Origin of the sequence: Aeromonas sp. 2692-1 (assembly GCF_013085505.1) — a bacterium.
GTDB classification, from domain to species: Bacteria; Pseudomonadota; Gammaproteobacteria; order Enterobacterales; family Aeromonadaceae; genus Aeromonas; species Aeromonas hydrophila.
In genome coordinates this window covers 1,327,811-1,343,999 of sequence record NZ_CP038513.1, presented here as the reverse complement: position 1 = coordinate 1,343,999, position 16,189 = coordinate 1,327,811, and the positions used below count along the sequence as shown (strand labels likewise).

17 protein-coding genes are annotated in these 16,189 nt (G+C 63.7%); 8 read left to right on the top strand and 9 right to left on the bottom strand.

The annotated features are described in order from the left end of the window. The first annotated feature begins 19 nt into the window (after positions 1 to 19). Entirely contained in the window at positions 20 to 421 is a 402-nt protein-coding gene (locus E5E97_RS06595) for an STY0301 family protein (RefSeq protein ID WP_171280010.1), read from the top strand. Between the two features lie 98 nt (positions 422 to 519). Here the strand turns inward: E5E97_RS06595 and E5E97_RS06590 are convergent, their stop codons facing one another. The 6 genes from E5E97_RS06590 to E5E97_RS06565 all read right to left on the bottom strand — a co-directional run bounded on the left by E5E97_RS06590 (position 520) and on the right by E5E97_RS06565 (position 5,346). Beyond that, entirely contained in the window at positions 520 to 1,230 is a 711-nt protein-coding gene (locus E5E97_RS06590) for an HAD-IA family hydrolase (protein WP_171280009.1), read from the bottom strand. A gap of 41 nt (positions 1,231 to 1,271) precedes the next feature. Next, the gene (xerC, locus tag E5E97_RS06585) at positions 1,272 to 2,249 is read right to left on the bottom strand and encodes a tyrosine recombinase XerC (protein WP_118882028.1); all 978 of its coding nucleotides are present in this window, start codon (positions 2,247 to 2,249) and stop codon (positions 1,272 to 1,274) included. Next, positions 2,242 to 2,922, bottom strand: a complete 681-nt coding sequence (locus E5E97_RS06580) for a DUF484 family protein (protein ID WP_016349251.1) — start codon at positions 2,920 to 2,922, stop codon at positions 2,242 to 2,244. The genes xerC and E5E97_RS06580 overlap by 8 nt, the downstream gene beginning before the upstream one ends. A gap of 80 nt (positions 2,923 to 3,002) precedes the next feature. After that, positions 3,003 to 3,833, bottom strand: a complete 831-nt coding sequence (gene dapF / locus E5E97_RS06575) for a diaminopimelate epimerase (protein ID WP_011704447.1) — start codon at positions 3,831 to 3,833, stop codon at positions 3,003 to 3,005. A gap of 65 nt (positions 3,834 to 3,898) precedes the next feature. After that, the gene (gene lysA / locus E5E97_RS06570; RefSeq protein WP_016349249.1) at positions 3,899 to 5,149 is read right to left on the bottom strand and encodes a diaminopimelate decarboxylase; all 1,251 of its coding nucleotides are present in this window, start codon (positions 5,147 to 5,149) and stop codon (positions 3,899 to 3,901) included. Between the two features lie 20 nt (positions 5,150 to 5,169). After that, on the bottom strand, positions 5,170 to 5,346 hold the full coding sequence (locus E5E97_RS06565; RefSeq protein WP_017408874.1) for a lipoprotein: 177 nt from the start codon (positions 5,344 to 5,346) through the stop codon (positions 5,170 to 5,172). A gap of 73 nt (positions 5,347 to 5,419) precedes the next feature. Here E5E97_RS06565 and cyaY point away from each other — a divergent pair, with 73 nt between their 5' ends. Together cyaY and E5E97_RS06555 are read left to right on the top strand one after the other, a co-directional pair. Next, positions 5,420 to 5,734: an iron donor protein CyaY gene (gene cyaY, locus E5E97_RS06560; protein ID WP_011704445.1), complete on the top strand. Its 315-nt coding sequence runs from the start codon at positions 5,420 to 5,422 to the stop codon at positions 5,732 to 5,734. A 14-nt stretch (positions 5,735 to 5,748) separates the two neighbouring features. Continuing rightward, positions 5,749 to 6,402 (top strand): alpha/beta hydrolase, encoded by a 654-nt coding sequence (locus E5E97_RS06555; RefSeq protein WP_171280008.1) that lies wholly within the window; start codon positions 5,749 to 5,751, stop codon positions 6,400 to 6,402. 123 nt (positions 6,403 to 6,525) lie between these two features. Here E5E97_RS06555 and E5E97_RS06550 read toward each other — a convergent pair whose 3' ends face one another. After that, entirely contained in the window at positions 6,526 to 9,060 is a 2,535-nt protein-coding gene (locus E5E97_RS06550; protein WP_171280007.1) for a class I adenylate cyclase, read from the bottom strand. Positions 9,061 to 9,383: 323 nt separating this feature from the next. On the opposite strand from E5E97_RS06550, the gene hemC reads away from it, so the two are divergent. From hemC to E5E97_RS06530, 4 genes are read left to right on the top strand one after another with little or no spacing between them, the layout of a single operon-like run. Then, positions 9,384 to 10,313 (top strand): hydroxymethylbilane synthase, encoded by a 930-nt coding sequence (gene hemC, locus E5E97_RS06545; protein ID WP_016349245.1) that lies wholly within the window; start codon positions 9,384 to 9,386, stop codon positions 10,311 to 10,313. Next, complete coding sequence (locus E5E97_RS06540) at positions 10,310 to 11,044, top strand: uroporphyrinogen-III synthase (RefSeq protein WP_043125657.1); 735 nt, start codon at positions 10,310 to 10,312, stop codon at positions 11,042 to 11,044. The genes hemC and E5E97_RS06540 overlap by 4 nt, the downstream gene beginning before the upstream one ends. Beyond that, positions 11,041 to 12,114, top strand: coding sequence for a uroporphyrinogen-III C-methyltransferase (locus tag E5E97_RS06535; RefSeq protein ID WP_118882031.1), 1,074 nt, complete (start codon positions 11,041 to 11,043; stop codon positions 12,112 to 12,114). Before E5E97_RS06540 ends, E5E97_RS06535 begins: the two co-directional genes overlap by 4 nt. Positions 12,115 to 12,124: 10 nt before the next feature. Further along, complete coding sequence (locus tag E5E97_RS06530; RefSeq protein WP_011704439.1) at positions 12,125 to 13,288, top strand: heme biosynthesis HemY N-terminal domain-containing protein; 1,164 nt, start codon at positions 12,125 to 12,127, stop codon at positions 13,286 to 13,288. A gap of 152 nt (positions 13,289 to 13,440) precedes the next feature. On the opposite strand, the gene E5E97_RS06525 is transcribed toward E5E97_RS06530, so the two are convergent. After that, the gene (locus E5E97_RS06525; RefSeq protein WP_118882032.1) at positions 13,441 to 13,692 is read right to left on the bottom strand and encodes a YkgJ family cysteine cluster protein; all 252 of its coding nucleotides are present in this window, start codon (positions 13,690 to 13,692) and stop codon (positions 13,441 to 13,443) included. 168 nt (positions 13,693 to 13,860) lie between these two features. Beyond that, the gene (gene glpX / locus E5E97_RS06520) at positions 13,861 to 14,871 is read right to left on the bottom strand and encodes a class II fructose-bisphosphatase (protein WP_016349240.1); all 1,011 of its coding nucleotides are present in this window, start codon (positions 14,869 to 14,871) and stop codon (positions 13,861 to 13,863) included. A 220-nt stretch (positions 14,872 to 15,091) separates the two neighbouring features. On the opposite strand from glpX, the gene E5E97_RS06515 reads away from it, so the two are divergent. Then, on the top strand, positions 15,092 to 16,156 hold the full coding sequence (locus tag E5E97_RS06515) for a porin (protein ID WP_016349239.1): 1,065 nt from the start codon (positions 15,092 to 15,094) through the stop codon (positions 16,154 to 16,156). Positions 16,157 to 16,189: the final 33 nt, after the last annotated feature.

Sequence of the window (16,189 nt, the reverse complement as noted above, 5' to 3'; positions counted from 1 at the left end):
TCTACCAGAGATGCATTTCATGCTGTTGACCGCACTGGCCCTGAGCGCCACCCTGCAATTTGACTGCCCCGCGACCATTGAAACCCGCCAGCAGCAGCTGGGGGCCAGCCCGGGGTGGCAGGCCGTCACCCGCAACGATCAAGGGGAACAACACCAGCCCCTCAGCCACCGGTTGGACAACCTGGCCCTGTTCGACGGCGACCCCGATGAGCGAGCCCAGCTCAAGCCGGACAACGGCGACAGCGACGCGCTGCACTACTGGAGCCTGGATCGCCGCAACCCCCGCCCCTTCTATCTGGTCTGCCACTATCGGGAGACCGCCATCACCCTGCAGCAGGCGCTGCCCGCCGGCATCAGCTACTGCCGGATCAACCAGCCCGAGCCTTACGATTTGCGCGGGCTGATCTGCCGCAACGAGTGACAGCTCCGGCATGACCCAACAATGGCTGCTGCCTGCGGCGCATCATAGGCCGATATGAGATGCATGTCGGCTGCGAACCGGCGGGTGTTGGGGTCTGATCAGAGCAGCAGTTCGGCCAGCTCGCCCAGCGCCGTCAGCTCCACGTCCGGCAGCAGTTGCAGCTGTCGCCAGGGCTGACCGCGCTCGTTGAGCCAGGCGGCCTTGAAGCCGTGCAGCCGGGCTCCCAGCACATCCGTCTCAGGATGATCCCCCACGTGCAGGATCTGGCCGGGCGCCAGCTTGAGAGCCCTCTGCGCCTCTACGAACATGTCCGCTGCCGGCTTCATCCTGCTGCCGAGGCCAGCCTTGCAGACCAGGGTGAAGTAATCCGCTAGACCAGCCCGGGTCAGATCCAGATTGCCGTTGGTGATGACCACCAGCGGGTAGCGCTCGGCCAGCCGGGCCAGCAGGGTGTGGGTCTGGTCGCTCACCTCGATCTTCGAGCGCTCGGCCAGAAAACCGGCGAACACCGACGCAGCCTCACGTTCTGCCAACCCTTGCGCCATGCCTCCCGCCATCAGCGCGGCCTGAATGCCGTGCTGGCGCGCCAGACTGACGTCGTGGCGCAGTGCCGGCTGTTCCAGCAGCAGGTTGTGCTTGAGCGCCTGCCAGCGCGGCTTGTCCAGCATGGCGGTGGCCAGGTATTCGCTGCGCAGGTGGCTCAGCATCCACTGCTCGGCCCGTTCGATGGCCGGGCCGTTGTCATAGAGGGTATCGTCGAGGTCAAACGAGATGGCGGCCACCGGCTGCCAGCGGCGATAGAACTGCATGGTATCTCCTCTTGTCGAGTCCGGGCGTGCCCGGCCCCTCTTCATTCGTCGTCCGGAGTAGCGGGATCCCGCTTCGCCCGCGGGTGGGCACTGTCATACACCTTGGCCAGATGCTGGAAGTCGAGGTGGGTGTAGATCTGGGTGGTGGAGAGATCGGCGTGACCCAGCAGCTCTTGCACCGCCCGCAGATCGCCGGAGGACTCCAGCATGTGGGTGGCGAAACTGTGGCGCAGTTTGTGGGGATGGACGTGGGCGTTGAGCGCCTGCTTGTTGCCCCAGCCGTCGAGCCGCTCCTGCACCGAGCGGGCTGACAACCGCTGCTTGCGCTTGGAGACGAACAGCGCCTCCAGCTCATCACCGGCCAGCAGGGGGCGCAGCTTGAGCCATTTGTGCAGCCACTCCACCGCCATCCGCCCCACCGGCAGCACCCGCTCCCGCGAGCCCTTGCCGGTCACCCTGAGCTGGCGCTCGTCGAGCTTCACGTCCGCCAGATTGAGCCCCACCAGCTCGGCGAGTCGCAGGCCGGAAGAGTACATCAGCTCCATGATGGCGCGATCCCGCACCGCCAGTGGATCCTGCTCGTCGGTGATGTTGAGCAGCTGGTACATCTCGTCCACATCCAGGTTCTTGGGCAGCGGCCGCCCCTGCTTGGGGGTGACGATGCCGCGCGCCGGATTGGCCACCAGTCGGCCCTGGCGCACCTGCCAGTCGCAGAAACTGCGCAGGGCGGAGACCTTGGTGGCCAGCGAACGGGGCGCCAGCCCCCCCTTGTGCATCCGGGTCACCAGACTGCGCACCTGACTCGCCTCGAGCCGGACCCAGTCGTCGACCCCGAGCTTCACCAGCTCGGCGGTCATGGCTTCCAGATGGGCCTGGTAGTTGCTGCGGGTATGCGGACTGAGCTGGCGCTCGACCCGCAGGTATTCGATGAAGGCCGCCAACTCGTCGGCCAGCGCGGCCGGCAGGGGCTCGGCGGCTGGTGGCGCCTTGGCGGAGGATCTGGCCGGCGTCTTAGCCACGCGCCAGCTCGGGCAGACGCAGCTGCAGCAGGCGGCCAAGCTGGCCCAGCAGCAGGGTGTCGTTGTGGGGGGTAAAGTGGCTCGGGTCCGAGCTGGCGAAGGCCAGCACGCCGAGATCGCCGAGTCGCATCAGCGCCACCGAGTTGACCAGCACGTCGTGACCGAACAGCGCCTGCTTCTCGCTCTGATTGAGCCGGCCGAAGTAGTAATCCTGACCCGGCAGGCGCTGGCCCAGCAGCTGCTCGAGCTGTCGGCCCTCCGCCATGAACTTCTGCTCGGGGCCGCTCAACTGGAATTTTTTTGGGCTGAGCCAGAGCCGCAGGCCGGTCAGCCGCAGCCGCTGCACGAACGCCTTGCCCATCACGGCACTCACCTCGAACAGGCTCTGACAGCCGTACAGCTCGCCGTAGAGATCGGCATAGACCCGGAAGATCCGCTCGTTCTCGCTGGCGATCCCCATCAGCTCGGTGATCTCCTGCTCCAGCTGCTCGATGCGCTCGCGCTGTCTGTCCAGCTGGCGCTCCACCAGGGAGACGGTGCCCTTGCGTTCGTGGGGAATGCGGATCCGGTCCAGCATGGCCGCGTGGCGCTGGAAAAACTCGGGATAACGGGCCAGGTACTCCAGCACTGTGGCTTCATCCACCAGTGGTTCCTGCCGTTTGAGTTCGCTCATAACTTGGTTGGTCCATCCGAAAAAGGGGCACAAGGCCCCGACATTAGTGCTTGGCTGAGCGGGGGCCTCCCCGCCCGTGCCTATAACTCTATCTGACCGTCAAATACGTGCTCGGCCGGCCCGGTCATGTAGACCGGCTGACCCGGCCCCTTCCAGGCGATGGTCAGCTTGCCGCCCGGCAGGGTGACGGTGACCCGCTCCTTGAGCTTGCCCTGGCTGATGCCCACCACCACGGCCGCGCAGGCGCCGGTGCCGCAGGCCAGGGTCTCGCCCACCCCGCGTTCGAACACCCGCAGCTTGATCTCGCTGGCGTTCACCATCTCCATGAAGCCGACGTTGACCCGCTCGGGAAAGCGCTCGTGTCGCTCCATGATGGGACCCAGGGTCGCCACCGGTGCATCGGCCACCGAGGGCACCTCGATGACGCAGTGAGGATTGCCCATGGAGACGGCCCCGCACATCACAGTATGCTCCTGAGCCCGCAGCAGGTAGGTTTTTTCCGCCTTCTGGGCCCTGAACGGGATCTTGCCCGGCTCGAACTGGGGCACCCCCATGTTGACCGTGACCTGGTTCTCCCCTTCCAGCTGCAGCACGATGCGGCCGCGCGCCGTGCTCACCGCGATGCGATCCCGGTTGATCAGCCCCTTGAGGCGCACGAAGCGGGCGAAACAGCGGGCACCGTTGCCGCACTGCTCCACCTCGCTGCCATCGGCATTGAAGATGCGGTAGTGGAAGTCGAGCTCGGGATCATAGGGCGGCTCCACCAGCAGCAGCTGGTCGAAGCCGATGCCGAAGTGGCGATCCGCCAGCTTCTTGATGACCTCATTGCTGAAAAACACCTTCTGGGTGACGCCATCCACCACCATGAAGTCGTTCCCCAGCCCGTGCATCTTGGAAAAATCTATCAACATCGTGCGTTCCTGTACCCTTGTTCACGCTCTCACCTGGAGGAACGCTTAGAGAAATCCATTAACAATCAGGGCAGTAAATGCTCACCGCGCCAGAGATCGGCCAACTGCTCGCGCTCTCTGATGAGGAACGACTGCGCGCCATCCACCAGCACTTCGGCGGCGCGGGGACGGGTGTTGTAGTTGGAGGACATGGTAAAGCCGTAGGCACCGGCGGAACGCACCGCCAGCAGGGAGCCCTCGGCGATCGCCAGGGTGCGCTCCTTGCCGAGGAAGTCACCGGTCTCGCAGACCGGGCCCACCACGTCGTACAGCGCCGGCTCGTGGGCCGTGCGGCTGTCCACCTCGATGATGTTCATCCAGGCGCCGTAGAGCGAGGGACGCAGCAGATCGTTCATGCCGGCGTCGATCAACGCGAAGTTGCGGGTCTCGCCCGGCTTGAGGTACTCCACCCGGGTCAGCAGCACGCCGGCGTTGGCGACGATGGCGCGGCCCGGTTCGAACAACAGGGTCAGATCCCGGCCCGCCAGCTTCTGCTTGAGCGCCTCGGCATATTCGCTCGGGTGGGGCGGCTGCTCGGCGCCGTAGTTGACCCCCAGGCCACCACCCACGTCCAGGTGGTGAATGTGGATGCCTTCTGCCGCCAGGCCGTCGATCAGCCGCAGCAGCTTGTCGGCTGCCTCCATGAAGGGATTAAGTTCAGTGAGCTGCGAGCCGATATGGCAATCCACTCCGACGATCTCGATGTTGGCCATGGCCGCCGCCTTGCGGTAGATGGCAGGCGCCTGCTCGATGGGAATGCCGAACTTGTTCTGCTTGAGGCCGGTGGAGATATAGGGATGGGTACCGGCGTCGATGTCCGGGTTGACCCGCACCGATACCCGGGCCTTCTTGCCCATGCCGCCCGCCACCCGGTTCAGACGCTCCAGCTCGGCTTCCGACTCCAGGTTGAAACAGAGGATCTCTTTATCCAGCGCGAGGCGCATCTCGGCCTCGCTCTTGGCCACCCCGGAGAAGACCACCTTGGCCGGATCGCCGCCCGCCGCCAGCACCCGCGACAGCTCGCCGCCAGAGACGATGTCAAAGCCTGAGCCAAGGCGCGCCAGCAGGTTGAGCAGTGCCAGGTTGGAGTTGGCCTTGACCGCATAACAGATGAGATGGGGGATGTCGCCCGCCGCCTTGTCGAAGGCGTGCCAGTGGCGTTCAAGGGTGGCGCGGGAGTAGACGTACAGCGGGGTGCCGTACTGCTCGGCAAGTTGTTGCAGCGAGGTGTGTTCGGCCTGAAGCTGGCCGTCGGCGTCGTAGTTAAAGTGATCCAAGGGGGCGGTTCCTTCCTAAATTATTGCGGCGCGGCCTCTGGGGCAGCCTCGGCGGTCGCAGGCGTCTGTGCTTGCGGTGTACTCTGGGTCTGGGGCTGCTCGGGGGGCGGCATGTAGAGCGGTCCCGTCAGGCCACACGCGGCCAAACCAAGAGACAGAAGAGTGGCAAGCAGACACTTGGTAAGCTGGGTAATCATAATGGTTCGCTGCGAAAAAATTTTTGGCCCTCTATAATCGCACTCACATTGTTAAAAGCAACAGGATAAACCGATGAAGGATCACGAGTATCACGCCCTGACCGACGCCTTTTTCCAATATGTGGAGGACACCGTCGACGCAGGATATCCGGATATTGACTGTGAACGTGCCGGCGGGGTCTTGACCCTGTCGTTCGAGAACAAGACCAAGGTCATCATCAACAAGCAGGAGCCCCTGCACCAGATCTGGGTCGCCACCCGCGAGAACGGCTTCCACTTCGAGCTGCAAGGGGAAAGCTGGATCGACAACCGCTTCGGTCACGAGCTCAAGACGCTGCTGAGCAAGGCCTGCACCACCCAGGCGGGCGAACCCGTCCAGTTCCCATGATGGTGCAGCCCGCCATGATTGATCTGCATCCTGAAGGCGCCCGTCACGCGGTGATCTGGCTGCACGGGCTGGGGGATTCCGGCGCCGGTCTCGCCCCGCTGGTGGATGCGCTGGCGCTGCCCGCCGACCTGCCGGTGCGTCATCTGCTGCCCGATGCGCCGGAGCGCGCCATCACCATCAACATGGGCTACAAGATGCGCGGCTGGTACGACATCAAGAGCTTCGACAACCCGGCGGATCGCGCCGTAGAGTCCCACGTCAGGGAGTCCGCGGCCCGCATCGCCGCGCTGATCGAGCAGCTGGTAGCCGAGGGCTTCGCCCCCGAGCGCATCGTGCTGGCCGGCTTCTCCCAGGGGGGCGTGATTGCCTCCTTCACCGCCCTGCGCCTGCCGCAGCGACTGGCGGGCCTGCTCTGCATGTCCACCTACCTGGCGGCGCCCGACACTCTGCTCGGCGAGATGAGCGATGCTGCCCGCAGCCTGCCCATCTGCTACATGCACGGCATCTATGACGACGTGGTGAGCCTCTCCATGGGCTGGGACGCCAAGAACCGGCTGGAGGCGGCCGGGCTCTCCCCCGTGTGGCACGAGTACCCGATGCGCCACGAGATCTGCCGCCCGCAGCTCGACGACATCCGTCAGTGGCTGCTGGCTCGCCTCGCGGGCTGAGCCAACCACGGATAGCCAAACGGCCTGCAGATGCAGGCCGTTTTCATTCGATATGAGCGATGATCCTGTGCAGCAGGGGGCCGAGACCAGGGCGCTTGCGCGCACGCCGGACCGGCCCCTGCCCTACCCCGCGCCTGCGGCGGAGCCGAGCTCGCGCCCCTGACCAGCGTCGCGCAGCTGACCCTGGCTGCGGTAGGGGATCACTTCCAGCTCGCCATTGATCTGCACTATCTCGTAGTACTGGGGCAGGTTGAAGTTGCTGAACTGGCCCGCGTCGCTGAAGCGCTCGTGGCTGGAGGTATAGAAGCGGTTCACCCCCTGCACCAGCTCATCCTTGTTGCCGGCGAAATGCTGGTAGATCTCCACCCGGTTCGCCTCGTCCAGGATATAGATGTTGGTGCCCGCATCCCGGGTATCGAAGAAGAACTGCACCAGCCCCTCGCTGGCGTAGGCATCGACAATGCCGGGCAGATGCTGGCTGTGGGTCTTGTCGAGCCGCAGCGGCAGGTGATCCAGCTTGTTGTGGGAGATGTGGCGATAGAAGTCGACCGCGTTCTCCAGCTTCTTGACCGACACCCCGCGCCGCTCGAAGAAGATGCCGTACTTCTCGCGGCCGAGCGCCAGCGTCTTAACCAGCTGCTGCTTGTCGCGGGCCAGACGCAGCTCGATGCACTCGGCCACCAGCTGCTGGAAGCGGGTTCGCACCAGAGAGCGGAAGTGCTGGCTGTAACAGAACACCTCGATCATCTCGGGGGCGGCAGCATCCTGATGCATCTTGCCGAGGATGGTGGTGAGAGCATCCACCACCGCCTCGTCCCCCTGGAAGTGCAGGGTACGGATCTCGCTCCAGGAGTTGCGATAGACCAGGTCCACCGAGCCCACCAGGCACTCCTGGTTGCGGCCGAACGAGAAGACGTCGGCGGCGTTGGCGTCGAATTCGATCACCTGGCCCACCCAGTGACTGGTCGGGTCCGTCTCCAGGTTGAGGAAGATGGAGAGCTGGCGAATTTCGCACGGCCGGCTGAGGGCCAGGTTGGTGGCGCGGGGATACTTGACCGGGAAGGTGCCGGACAGATCGCGACAGAACTGGTGCAGGTTGTCGATGTGCAGATCCGAGCCCTGGTTGAACAGGTGCACTCGGGACTGGGGCGTCAGCAGGCCGTTGAAGTAGGCCCACGACACCAGCTTGCTGATGTAGCCGTTATATTCGAGCGGCGCCCGACCGATGATGTCTGCCGGCTCCAGCGAATGTTTGTAGAGATACCAGCCGGCGCGGTTCAAGCGGCCGTGCGGCACCTGCACGAAGCTGAGATCCGGCTCGCTCAAGTCCGGCGCAATCTTGAGGTTGATGCGCTGCACCTTGCCCGGCAGGCTCTCGAATGCGGCATAGAGCTTGCGCGACAGGATGCCGATGTCTTCCGGGTTGATGGACTCGCTGATGTTGTTGCGCCGGGCGAACTGGATCAGGTTGCGGTAGCTCTGCATCAGGGCTTCCAGCAACTCGGCGTGAGCCACCTTGACGTCCTCGACCTTCCACTCCTGGCGGTGATCCAGATGGTGCAACCGCTCCTGACTCCAGCCCCAGTAGGAGACCAGCTGGGTCATCTGCTCGCGGCGCCAGGCCGGGGAGTGCTCCTCCTTCGGGTGGCTGAGGCCGTCACACACCTTCAGATAGAAGCAGCGGCGCACCAGATCGAGCCGCTGCATGTCGCCGATGGACTTGAGGTAGTTGGTCACCTTGTCCAGCATCAGGCAGTAGTTGTCGAGCCGGTAGTGCATCCCCTCGTTGTGCTGGAACCAGTCGCGGCTGGTCACCGACAGCAGACGGGTGTTGGGATACTCGTGGGAGTAGGCCTCCATCAACACCGACTTGAGCACCGCCTTGTAGGGGGAGTCGATGCCCTTGTAGAGCTGCCAGAGGGCGGAGCCGAAGTACTCCTCGGCCGGAATGCGGTTGAAGCCACCGAGATCGAGCCAGTCATCCTGGCTCAGCTTGCCGTGGGCGAACAGGCCGTTGACGTAGTCGTCGTAGTGGTCGTCATACTCGCTGGGCACCAGATACCAGAGCAACCGCTTGCCGGCGATCAGCATGGCGCTGCGGTAGAACTCGTCCAGCAGCAGCAGGTGCTGGGCGCTGCCGCAGCTCTCACCCTGCATCTGGGCATCGTTGCGCTGGCGGAACTTGTCCTCGGGGATCAGGAAGAAGTTGAGATCGACCCCCCGCTGCTCGGCCCACTTGGAGAGTTGCTGGCACTTGAGATCCAGCAGCTCGAGCCGCTCCTGCGACAAACCGGCCACGTGGCAGACCCAGATATCGAGATCCGAGTGACAGCACTGACCGATGGACGAGGTGCTGCCCATGGAGTAGAGCCCCTGGATCGACTTGTCATGGGTGGTGAGGCCGTTCAGGCAGTTGGCGTTCTGGCACAGGTCCTCGATGAAGGCCTGCTGGGCGTCATTGGCGGTAAAACTCCAGATGCCGTGCGGCACATCCCCCGCCACATAACCGGGCAACAGGGGGTGATTGAAGTGCAGCATGACGGGTAGCAGCTGAAAAACCTGCTGCCCGTAGCGACTCATGAGACCTAGCGCCCGTTGCGTCTTGAGACGATTGAGTTCGTCGTAGCGCGCCACCAGCGTGTCGAGTTTTACCAGCAATGCCCTGCCTATACCGAGGTAAGAAATGACGCACCAAAACGGGGAGACGTCAAAAAAGTGTGATCATGTTAACAATGCAAACAGCGGTGGTAAACAAGCCCGCACACAATCGCCGGATTATTTATGACAAGTCACTAAACAGTATCATTGGAAAGCAATAAAAATCTGTAATTTCAATAAATTAACCGGCAAGCCAGACTTAATAAAAATCATTTTCAGCGGCCGTTTTTGAGCTTGAGCCCGCTTTTGCGGGCTGCGCCATGAAAGCCCCTGCAAAGGGTGGTAAGATCGTTTTCCTTCTAAAGATGAAACAACTGATTGATATGGCAGCCCGAACCCTGAAAATTGCCACTCGCAAGAGCCCCTTGGCCCTGTGGCAGGCCAACTTCGTCAAAGACCGGCTGGAAGCCCTGTACCCCGAGTTGCAGGTCGAGCTGGTGCCCATGAGCACTCAGGGTGACAAGATCCTGGATACCCCTCTCGCCAAGGTGGGCGGCAAGGGGTTGTTCGTCAAGGAGCTGGAAACCGCCATGCTGGAGGGACGGGCCGACATCGCCGTGCACTCCATGAAAGACGTGCCGGTGGAGTTCCCCGAGGGGCTCGGTCTGCACACCATCTGCGAGCGCGAAGATCCGCGCGATGCCTTTGTTTCCAACCGCTTCGGCCAGATTGATGAGCTGCCGCAGGGGGCCGTGGTCGGCACCTCCAGCCTGCGTCGTCAGTGCCAGCTGCGCGCGGCACGCCCGGATCTGGTGATCCGCGACCTGCGCGGCAATGTCAACACCCGTCTCGCCAAGCTGGACGCCGGTGAATACGACGCCATCATCCTCGCCGCCGCCGGCCTGAAACGGCTGGAGATGGCACACCGCATCACCGCCTTCATCGAGCCGGAGCAGAGCCTGCCCGCCAACGGTCAAGGCGCGGTCGGCATCGAATGCCGCCTCGACGATCACGAGCTGCACGCCCTGCTGGCCCCGCTCGAACACCCCGAGACCCGGATCCGGGTGCTGACCGAGCGTGCCATGAACCGCGCCCTGCAAGGGGGCTGTCAGGTCCCCATCGGGGCCTACGCTCTGGTGCAGGGGGAAGAAGTGTGGCTGCGCGGCCTGGTGGGCAGCCCGGATGGCAGCCGTGTCATTCGCGACGAGATCCGCGGTCCGCTGGCCGACGGCGAGGCCCTCGGTCACACCCTGGCCCAGCGTCTGCTGGCCGATGGTGCCGATGTCATCCTGGCCGAGGTCTACCGGGCATGATCCCGCTGGTGGTGCGTCCGGCCGCCCAGGCCGCCGAGCTGGCGGCGCTGCTGCGCCAGCACGGCCACGCACCGCTCTGCTGCCCGCTGCTGGAAACCGTGGCGGGCAGCGAACTGCACCGCCTGCCCGAACTGCTGCCCCAGGCCGACATCGTCATCGCCGTCAGCGTGCATGCGGTTCATTTCACTCATCATTTTCTGTTGCAAACTGGTCAGACCTGGCCAAATATTGACTACTTTGCGGTCGGCCAGGCCAGCGCGGATGCCTTCGCTGAGGTGGGCATCCAGGCCTTGAGCCCGGACGATCCGCGCAGCGAAGGGCTGCTGGCCCTGCCCGGCCTGCAACAGGTGAACGGCAAGCAGGTGCTGATCCTGCGCGGCAATGGCGGCCGGGATCTCATCGCCCGGACGCTGGCCTCACGCGGCGCACTGGTGCACTATTGTGCGGCCTATGAGCGCCACTACCCCGCACTGGACGGGGACGCATTGACCCGCCACTGGCAGGCGGCCGGGCTCGACAGCCTGCTCGTCACCAGCGGTGAACTGCTGCAACGGCTGCTGGAACTGGTCCCGGACCAACAGCTGCCCTGGCTGCGCGACCGCCTGCTGGTGGTGCCCAGCCCGCGGGTGGCCGAAATGGCCGCGGCAGCGGGCTTTACCCATATCACGATTGCCCAGGGTGCATCCAACCAGGCCCTGACGGCCGCTCTGGAACTGAGGAAGATGGAATGACTGAACAGCAAGAAGTCCAGCCGAGTGCCGCGGCCTCCGTGGCCGACAACAAGCAACCCGGCCAGAAGGTCAACAACAAGAAGAGCAGCTCGGGTGCTGTGGTCGGCGGCATCGCCATCCTGCTGGCCCTCGGCCTGACCGGCGGCCTCTATCTGCACGGCCACAAGAGTGCCGTGGCCCAGCAGGGCGAGCTGAACCAGCTCAAGCTGCAACTGGCCGAGGCCATGAACAAGCTTGACCAGAGCAACAGCAAGGATGGCGAGCAGCTGGCCGCCCTCGGCAAGCAGCAGCAACTGCTGCAGGACGAGCTCAAGGGGTTGCAGACCCGGGTGCTGGATCTCAACGACAAGCGCCCCAACGACTGGATGCTGGCCGAATCCGAATACCTGGTGCGGATGGCCGGTCGCAAGCTGTGGCTGGAACACGACCTCGTCTCCGCCATCACACTGCTCGGCAATGCCGACGAGCGCATCAAGGCGCTCAACGATCCCAGCCTGATGCCCATCCGCAAGGCGCTGGCCGAAGACATCACCCAGCTCAAGGGGATGCCGCGCATCGACCGCGAAGGGCTGACCCTGAAGCTGGCCGCCCTCTCCGATCAGATCGAGCTGCTGCCGCTCTCCACCGTCAGCATGCCGCAAGCCAAGAGCGAGCCCGATCAGGCCGTCAGCACCAACCCGGACGAGTGGGAGAGCAATCTCAAGAAGAACTGGGTCAAGTTCACCGAGAACTTCATCACCATCCGCCGCCGCGACGGCGCGGTGGAGGCCCTGCTCTCCCCGCAGCAGGAGATCTTCCTGCGCGAGAACCTCAAGACCAAGCTGCTGCAGGCCCAGCTCGCCGTCTACCGCGAGCAGCAGGCCCTCTATGACGACAGCCTGGACAAGGCCCAGCGCTGGCTGACCCAGTATTTTGACACCGACAACAGCGCCACCCACTACATGCAGTCCGAGCTGGACAAGCTCAAGGGGGAGCAGATCCAGTTCAACTATCCGGATCGCTTCAAGACCCAGGCCATGCTGGAAGAGGTGCTGACCGAGCGCCTGCAGCGCATTCTGGCCAGCAACTGAGGAGGGCACCATGATTCGTCTGATTGTACTGGTGGCCGCCATGGTGGCCGGCCTCATCTTCGGCCCGCAGGCCTCCGGCAACAAGGGCTATGTGCTGATCTCGCTGGGCAACTACACGGTTGAATCCTCGGTCACCAGTGCGGTGATCCTGGCGGTGCTGTTCTACGGTGCCCTGCTCATCGTCGAGTGGCTGCTGGGCCGGGTATTCGGCCTGCGCCGCAAGACCCTGGGCTGGTACGGCTCGCGCCGGCGCCGCAAGGCCAACCAGCAGACAGTGGCCGCCACCCTGGCCATGGCCGAGGGGCACTACAGCCAGGCCGAGAAGCTGATGCTCAAGGGCGCCAGCAACAGCGACACCCCGCTGCTCAACTACCTGAGCGCCGCCAAGGCGGCCCAGGCCCGTGGCGATGACGTGCGCCGGGACCAATACCTGCAAAAGGCGCAGGAGGAGAACCCCAAGGCCGAGCTGGCGCTGACCCTGACCCAGACCCAACTGCAGATCGAGCAGGGCCAGTACGACACCGCGCTGGCCATGCTGGAATCCGTATACGCCCTCAACCCGCGCCACCCCATGGTGCTGGACCAGTTGCGCCAGGTGCACCTGGCCCGCGAGGACTGGGCTGCCCTCATCGACCTCATCCCGGTGCTGCACAAGGTGGGCAAGCTGACCCCCAAACAGGAAGAGGATCTGCTGCAGCAGGCCTGGCGTGGTCGCCTCGACGCTGCCAGCGGCGCCCTCGAGACCCTGCGCCCGATCTGGCAGGAGCTGCCGCGCAAGCTGCGCCAGGATCCGGATCTGCTGGCCGCCTATGGCGATCGCCTGCGCCAGCTGGGGGCCGACAATGAGGCCGCCGAGCTGTGGCTGGATGCACTGCGCAAGCAGGTCTCACCCCAGCTGCTGGCCCGTCTGCCCAAGCTCAAACTCGACAGCTACCAGCCGATGCTGACCCTGCTGCAGAAGATCCAGGATCAGCCTGGCGTCGACGCGGCGCTGGCCCAGGTCTACCTGCTGGCCGGTCAGCTGGACGATGCCCAGCGCCTGCTGGAGCAGGAGGTCGCGAAAGCGCCGAACGCCGCCGTCTACCACGCTCTCGGCCAGGTGATGGACAAGCGCCGCCTCACCAACAAGGCCAACGAGTACTACCGCCAGGCATTGCAGCTGGCTGACGTCTGACGTCCGTTCGTCGCGAAATAAAAAGAGGCCGCAGTTGCGGCCTCTTTTTATTGGGATTGTTCCGAATGGCTGCTCTTCCTTCTCCCCTCGCGGGAGAAGGGTCGGGGATGAGGGGGAACCAGCCCCCCTCATCCCGAGGGAGAGGGTCAGCCTCAGGACGTCATTCGCTCCAGTTCACCGATGAGCCAGATGGCCTCCTCCCGGTGATAGCCGCACACGTCCTGCATGGGACGAAAACCGCCACACACCGCCGGGCGCTCGGGCTGGCCGAAGATCTTGCAGCCCAGCCGCGCATCGAGCTGCACGCAGGGCACGCCGGCCGGTTTGCCGTCGGGCATGCCGGGAATGGCACTGCTGATACTGAGAGCGATGCAGCAGGCACCGCAACCTTGACGACATTCCATGTAATGCTTTCCTCGGCAGGGCGAACCAGTTTAGCAAAGGGCGAGGATTTTCTTCACTGTTATCCCGGCCCCGCCATGAAATAGTGCCCTTGCCAACCAGCAACAAAAAGCCCGACAGTGTCGGGCTTTTCAGGCGGTACCATGGGGGTTGCCCCGCGGATATTCCGCTTACAGGATGATGTCCCGCACCACGCTATCTTTGCGATCCAGGAAGTGAATCGACTTGATGCGACGGATGGTCCGCGATTTGCCGCGGATCAGCAGGGTCTCGGTGGTCGCCATGACGCCATCGCTGGTGATGCCGTCCAGCAGATCACCCTTGGTGATGCCGGTGGCCGAGAAGATGACGTTGTCATTCTTGGCCAGGTCTTCCAGCTTGAGCACCTTGCTCACGTCGATGCCGAGCGCCTCGCAGCGGGCAATTTCCTGCTCGCCCAGCGCACGCACTTCCGGGCTGTCGCCCTTGACCTGGTGACGGGGCACCAGGCGGGCCTGCATGTCGCCGTCCAGCGCACGGATCACCGCCGCCGAGATCACCCCTTCCGGCGCGCCGCCGATGCCATACAGCATGTCCACTTCGCTGTCCGGCAGACAGGTGAGGATGGAGGCAGCCACGTCGCCGTCAGGAATGGCGAACACCCGCACACCCAGCCCCTGCATCTCCTTGATCGCCTTGTCGTGACGCGGCTTGGCCAGGGTGATCACGGTCAGACGGGAGAGCGGCTTGCCGAGCGCCTTGGCCACGGCCTTGAGGTTCAGCTCGAGGGCCTGATCGAGGTCGATGGCACCCTTGGCCTTGGGACCCACGATCAGCTTCTCCATGTACATGTCGGGGGCCTTGAGGAAGGAGCCCTTGTCGCCGACGGCCAGCACGGCCAGGGCATTGGCCTGACCCATGGCGGTCATGCGGGTACCCTCGATGGGATCGACCGCGATGTCCACCGCGTCGCCCAGACCCGTGCCCACCTTCTCGCCGATGTAGAGCATGGGGGCTTCGTCAATTTCACCCTCGCCGATCACAATCTCACCATCGATCTGGATCTGATTGAGGATATGGCGCATGGCCGCAACGGCCGCCCCATCGGCGATATTCTTGTCACCACGTCCGAGCCACTTGTAGCCAGCCAGTGCAGCCGCTTCCGTCACTCGGGAAAACTCGATTGCCAGTTCACGTCTCATCGCATATCCAACCTTTGGAGCTCGAAAACGGGCGGCATTCTACCACAAGGGCAAACCTTTGCGCGCAAAAGTGGCGGTTCGTCACACAAAACACGGCCCTTTCACCAATTTGACATCAAACCGCCACCGACACTTCACGAGAGTGTCACCCCGCTGTCATCCCCCCTGCCTAGCATGGCCCCCGTCTTTTACAACAAAGCTTGCAACACAAGGGATTAAGATGAAAAAGCTGACTGTAGTGGCACTGGCTCTCACCGCGGCCTTCCAGGCTCACGCCGTTGAAGTTTACAAGAATGACACCACCACCCTGGATCTGTACGGCCGCATCTACGCCGGCCAGTTCTTCGGTGACAAGAAGGAAGGGGTCGACAGCACCCATCCGAACGGCACTCAGGAGTACAGCGACAAGCAGGGCGCCAACCAGTTCGTCCGCTTCGGCGCCAAGGTCGACAGCCAGATCAACAGCCAACTGAAGGCGCTGGCCCAGTACGAAGTGCAGATGTACATCAACGACAGCGAGAAGACCATCAGCGAGAACTCCGACAACCTGCGTACCCGTCTGGCGTTCGCCGGTGTTGGCGCCGACTGGGGAAACATCACCTTCGGTCGCCAGAAAGGGGCCCCGGGCTTCCTGGCTGACTGGACCGACGTGTCCCTCTCCGACGGTTACGGCAACGACGCGTTGGGCGCCAAGACCGACACCTTCGCCACCAACCGTGCCGGTTCCGTGCTGAAGTACTCTGGTCTGTTCAACGGCTTCCAGGTAGACACCAGCTACAAGTTCGACGGCGGTGACACCGAAGAGACCACCAGCAAGGACAGCGATGCCGCCTACGGCGCCGCCGTGGCCTACACCTTCCCGTTCAACCTGGCGCTGGGCACCGCCTACAACGTGGGGATCCGCGACAAGAACGGGGAAGAGGATGCCAAGCTGTGGCTGCTCTCCGCCAAGTACGACAACAAGGCCGTCTACGCCGCCCTGAGCTATGCGGACGGCACCGACTTCCTGGCCACCGGCAAGGATCACACCGGCTGGGAAGGGGCGCTGGGCTACAACTTCGAGAACGGCTTCGGCCTGATGGCGCTGTGGAACAAGCAGAAGGTAGAGCAGGACGGCAAGGCCGACTATGACTCCATCGACTACTACACCCTGGGCGCCCAGTACAAGTTCAACAAGAACCTGCGCGTCATCGGCGAGTACCGCATCAACAACCTCGACAGCAAAGAGAGCGGCAAGCTCAACGTCAAGGATGACTTCCAGCTGGCGGCCCGCTACGACTTCTAAGTCGGGTCCCTCTGCACTGTGCGCGCCGGCTGA

Excerpts from the sequence above, each read along its gene's own strand:
- E5E97_RS06535 (WP_118882031.1), top strand. The coding sequence starts at position 11,041 with ATGACTGAACAGCAAGAAGTCCAGCCGAGTGCCGCGGCCTCCGTGGCC.
- E5E97_RS06525 (WP_118882032.1), bottom strand. The coding sequence starts at position 13,692 with ATGGAATGTCGTCAAGGTTGCGGTGCCTGCTGCATCGCTCTCAGTATC.
- E5E97_RS06590 (WP_171280009.1), bottom strand. The coding sequence starts at position 1,230 with ATGCAGTTCTATCGCCGCTGGCAGCCGGTGGCCGCCATCTCGTTTGAC.
- E5E97_RS06595 (WP_171280010.1), top strand. The coding sequence starts at position 20 with ATGCTGTTGACCGCACTGGCCCTGAGCGCCACCCTGCAATTTGACTGC.
- E5E97_RS06530 (WP_011704439.1), top strand. The coding sequence starts at position 12,125 with ATGATTCGTCTGATTGTACTGGTGGCCGCCATGGTGGCCGGCCTCATC.
- cyaY (WP_011704445.1), top strand. The coding sequence starts at position 5,420 with ATGAAGGATCACGAGTATCACGCCCTGACCGACGCCTTTTTCCAATAT.
- E5E97_RS06565 (WP_017408874.1), bottom strand. The coding sequence starts at position 5,346 with ATGATTACCCAGCTTACCAAGTGTCTGCTTGCCACTCTTCTGTCTCTT.
- glpX (WP_016349240.1), bottom strand. The coding sequence starts at position 14,871 with ATGAGACGTGAACTGGCAATCGAGTTTTCCCGAGTGACGGAAGCGGCT.
- dapF (WP_011704447.1), bottom strand. The coding sequence starts at position 3,833 with ATGTTGATAGATTTTTCCAAGATGCACGGGCTGGGGAACGACTTCATG.
- hemC (WP_016349245.1), top strand. The coding sequence starts at position 9,384 with ATGGCAGCCCGAACCCTGAAAATTGCCACTCGCAAGAGCCCCTTGGCC.
- E5E97_RS06555 (WP_171280008.1), top strand. The coding sequence starts at position 5,749 with ATGATTGATCTGCATCCTGAAGGCGCCCGTCACGCGGTGATCTGGCTG.
- E5E97_RS06515 (WP_016349239.1), top strand. The coding sequence starts at position 15,092 with ATGAAAAAGCTGACTGTAGTGGCACTGGCTCTCACCGCGGCCTTCCAG.
- E5E97_RS06540 (WP_043125657.1), top strand. The coding sequence starts at position 10,310 with ATGATCCCGCTGGTGGTGCGTCCGGCCGCCCAGGCCGCCGAGCTGGCG.
- E5E97_RS06580 (WP_016349251.1), bottom strand. The coding sequence starts at position 2,922 with ATGAGCGAACTCAAACGGCAGGAACCACTGGTGGATGAAGCCACAGTG.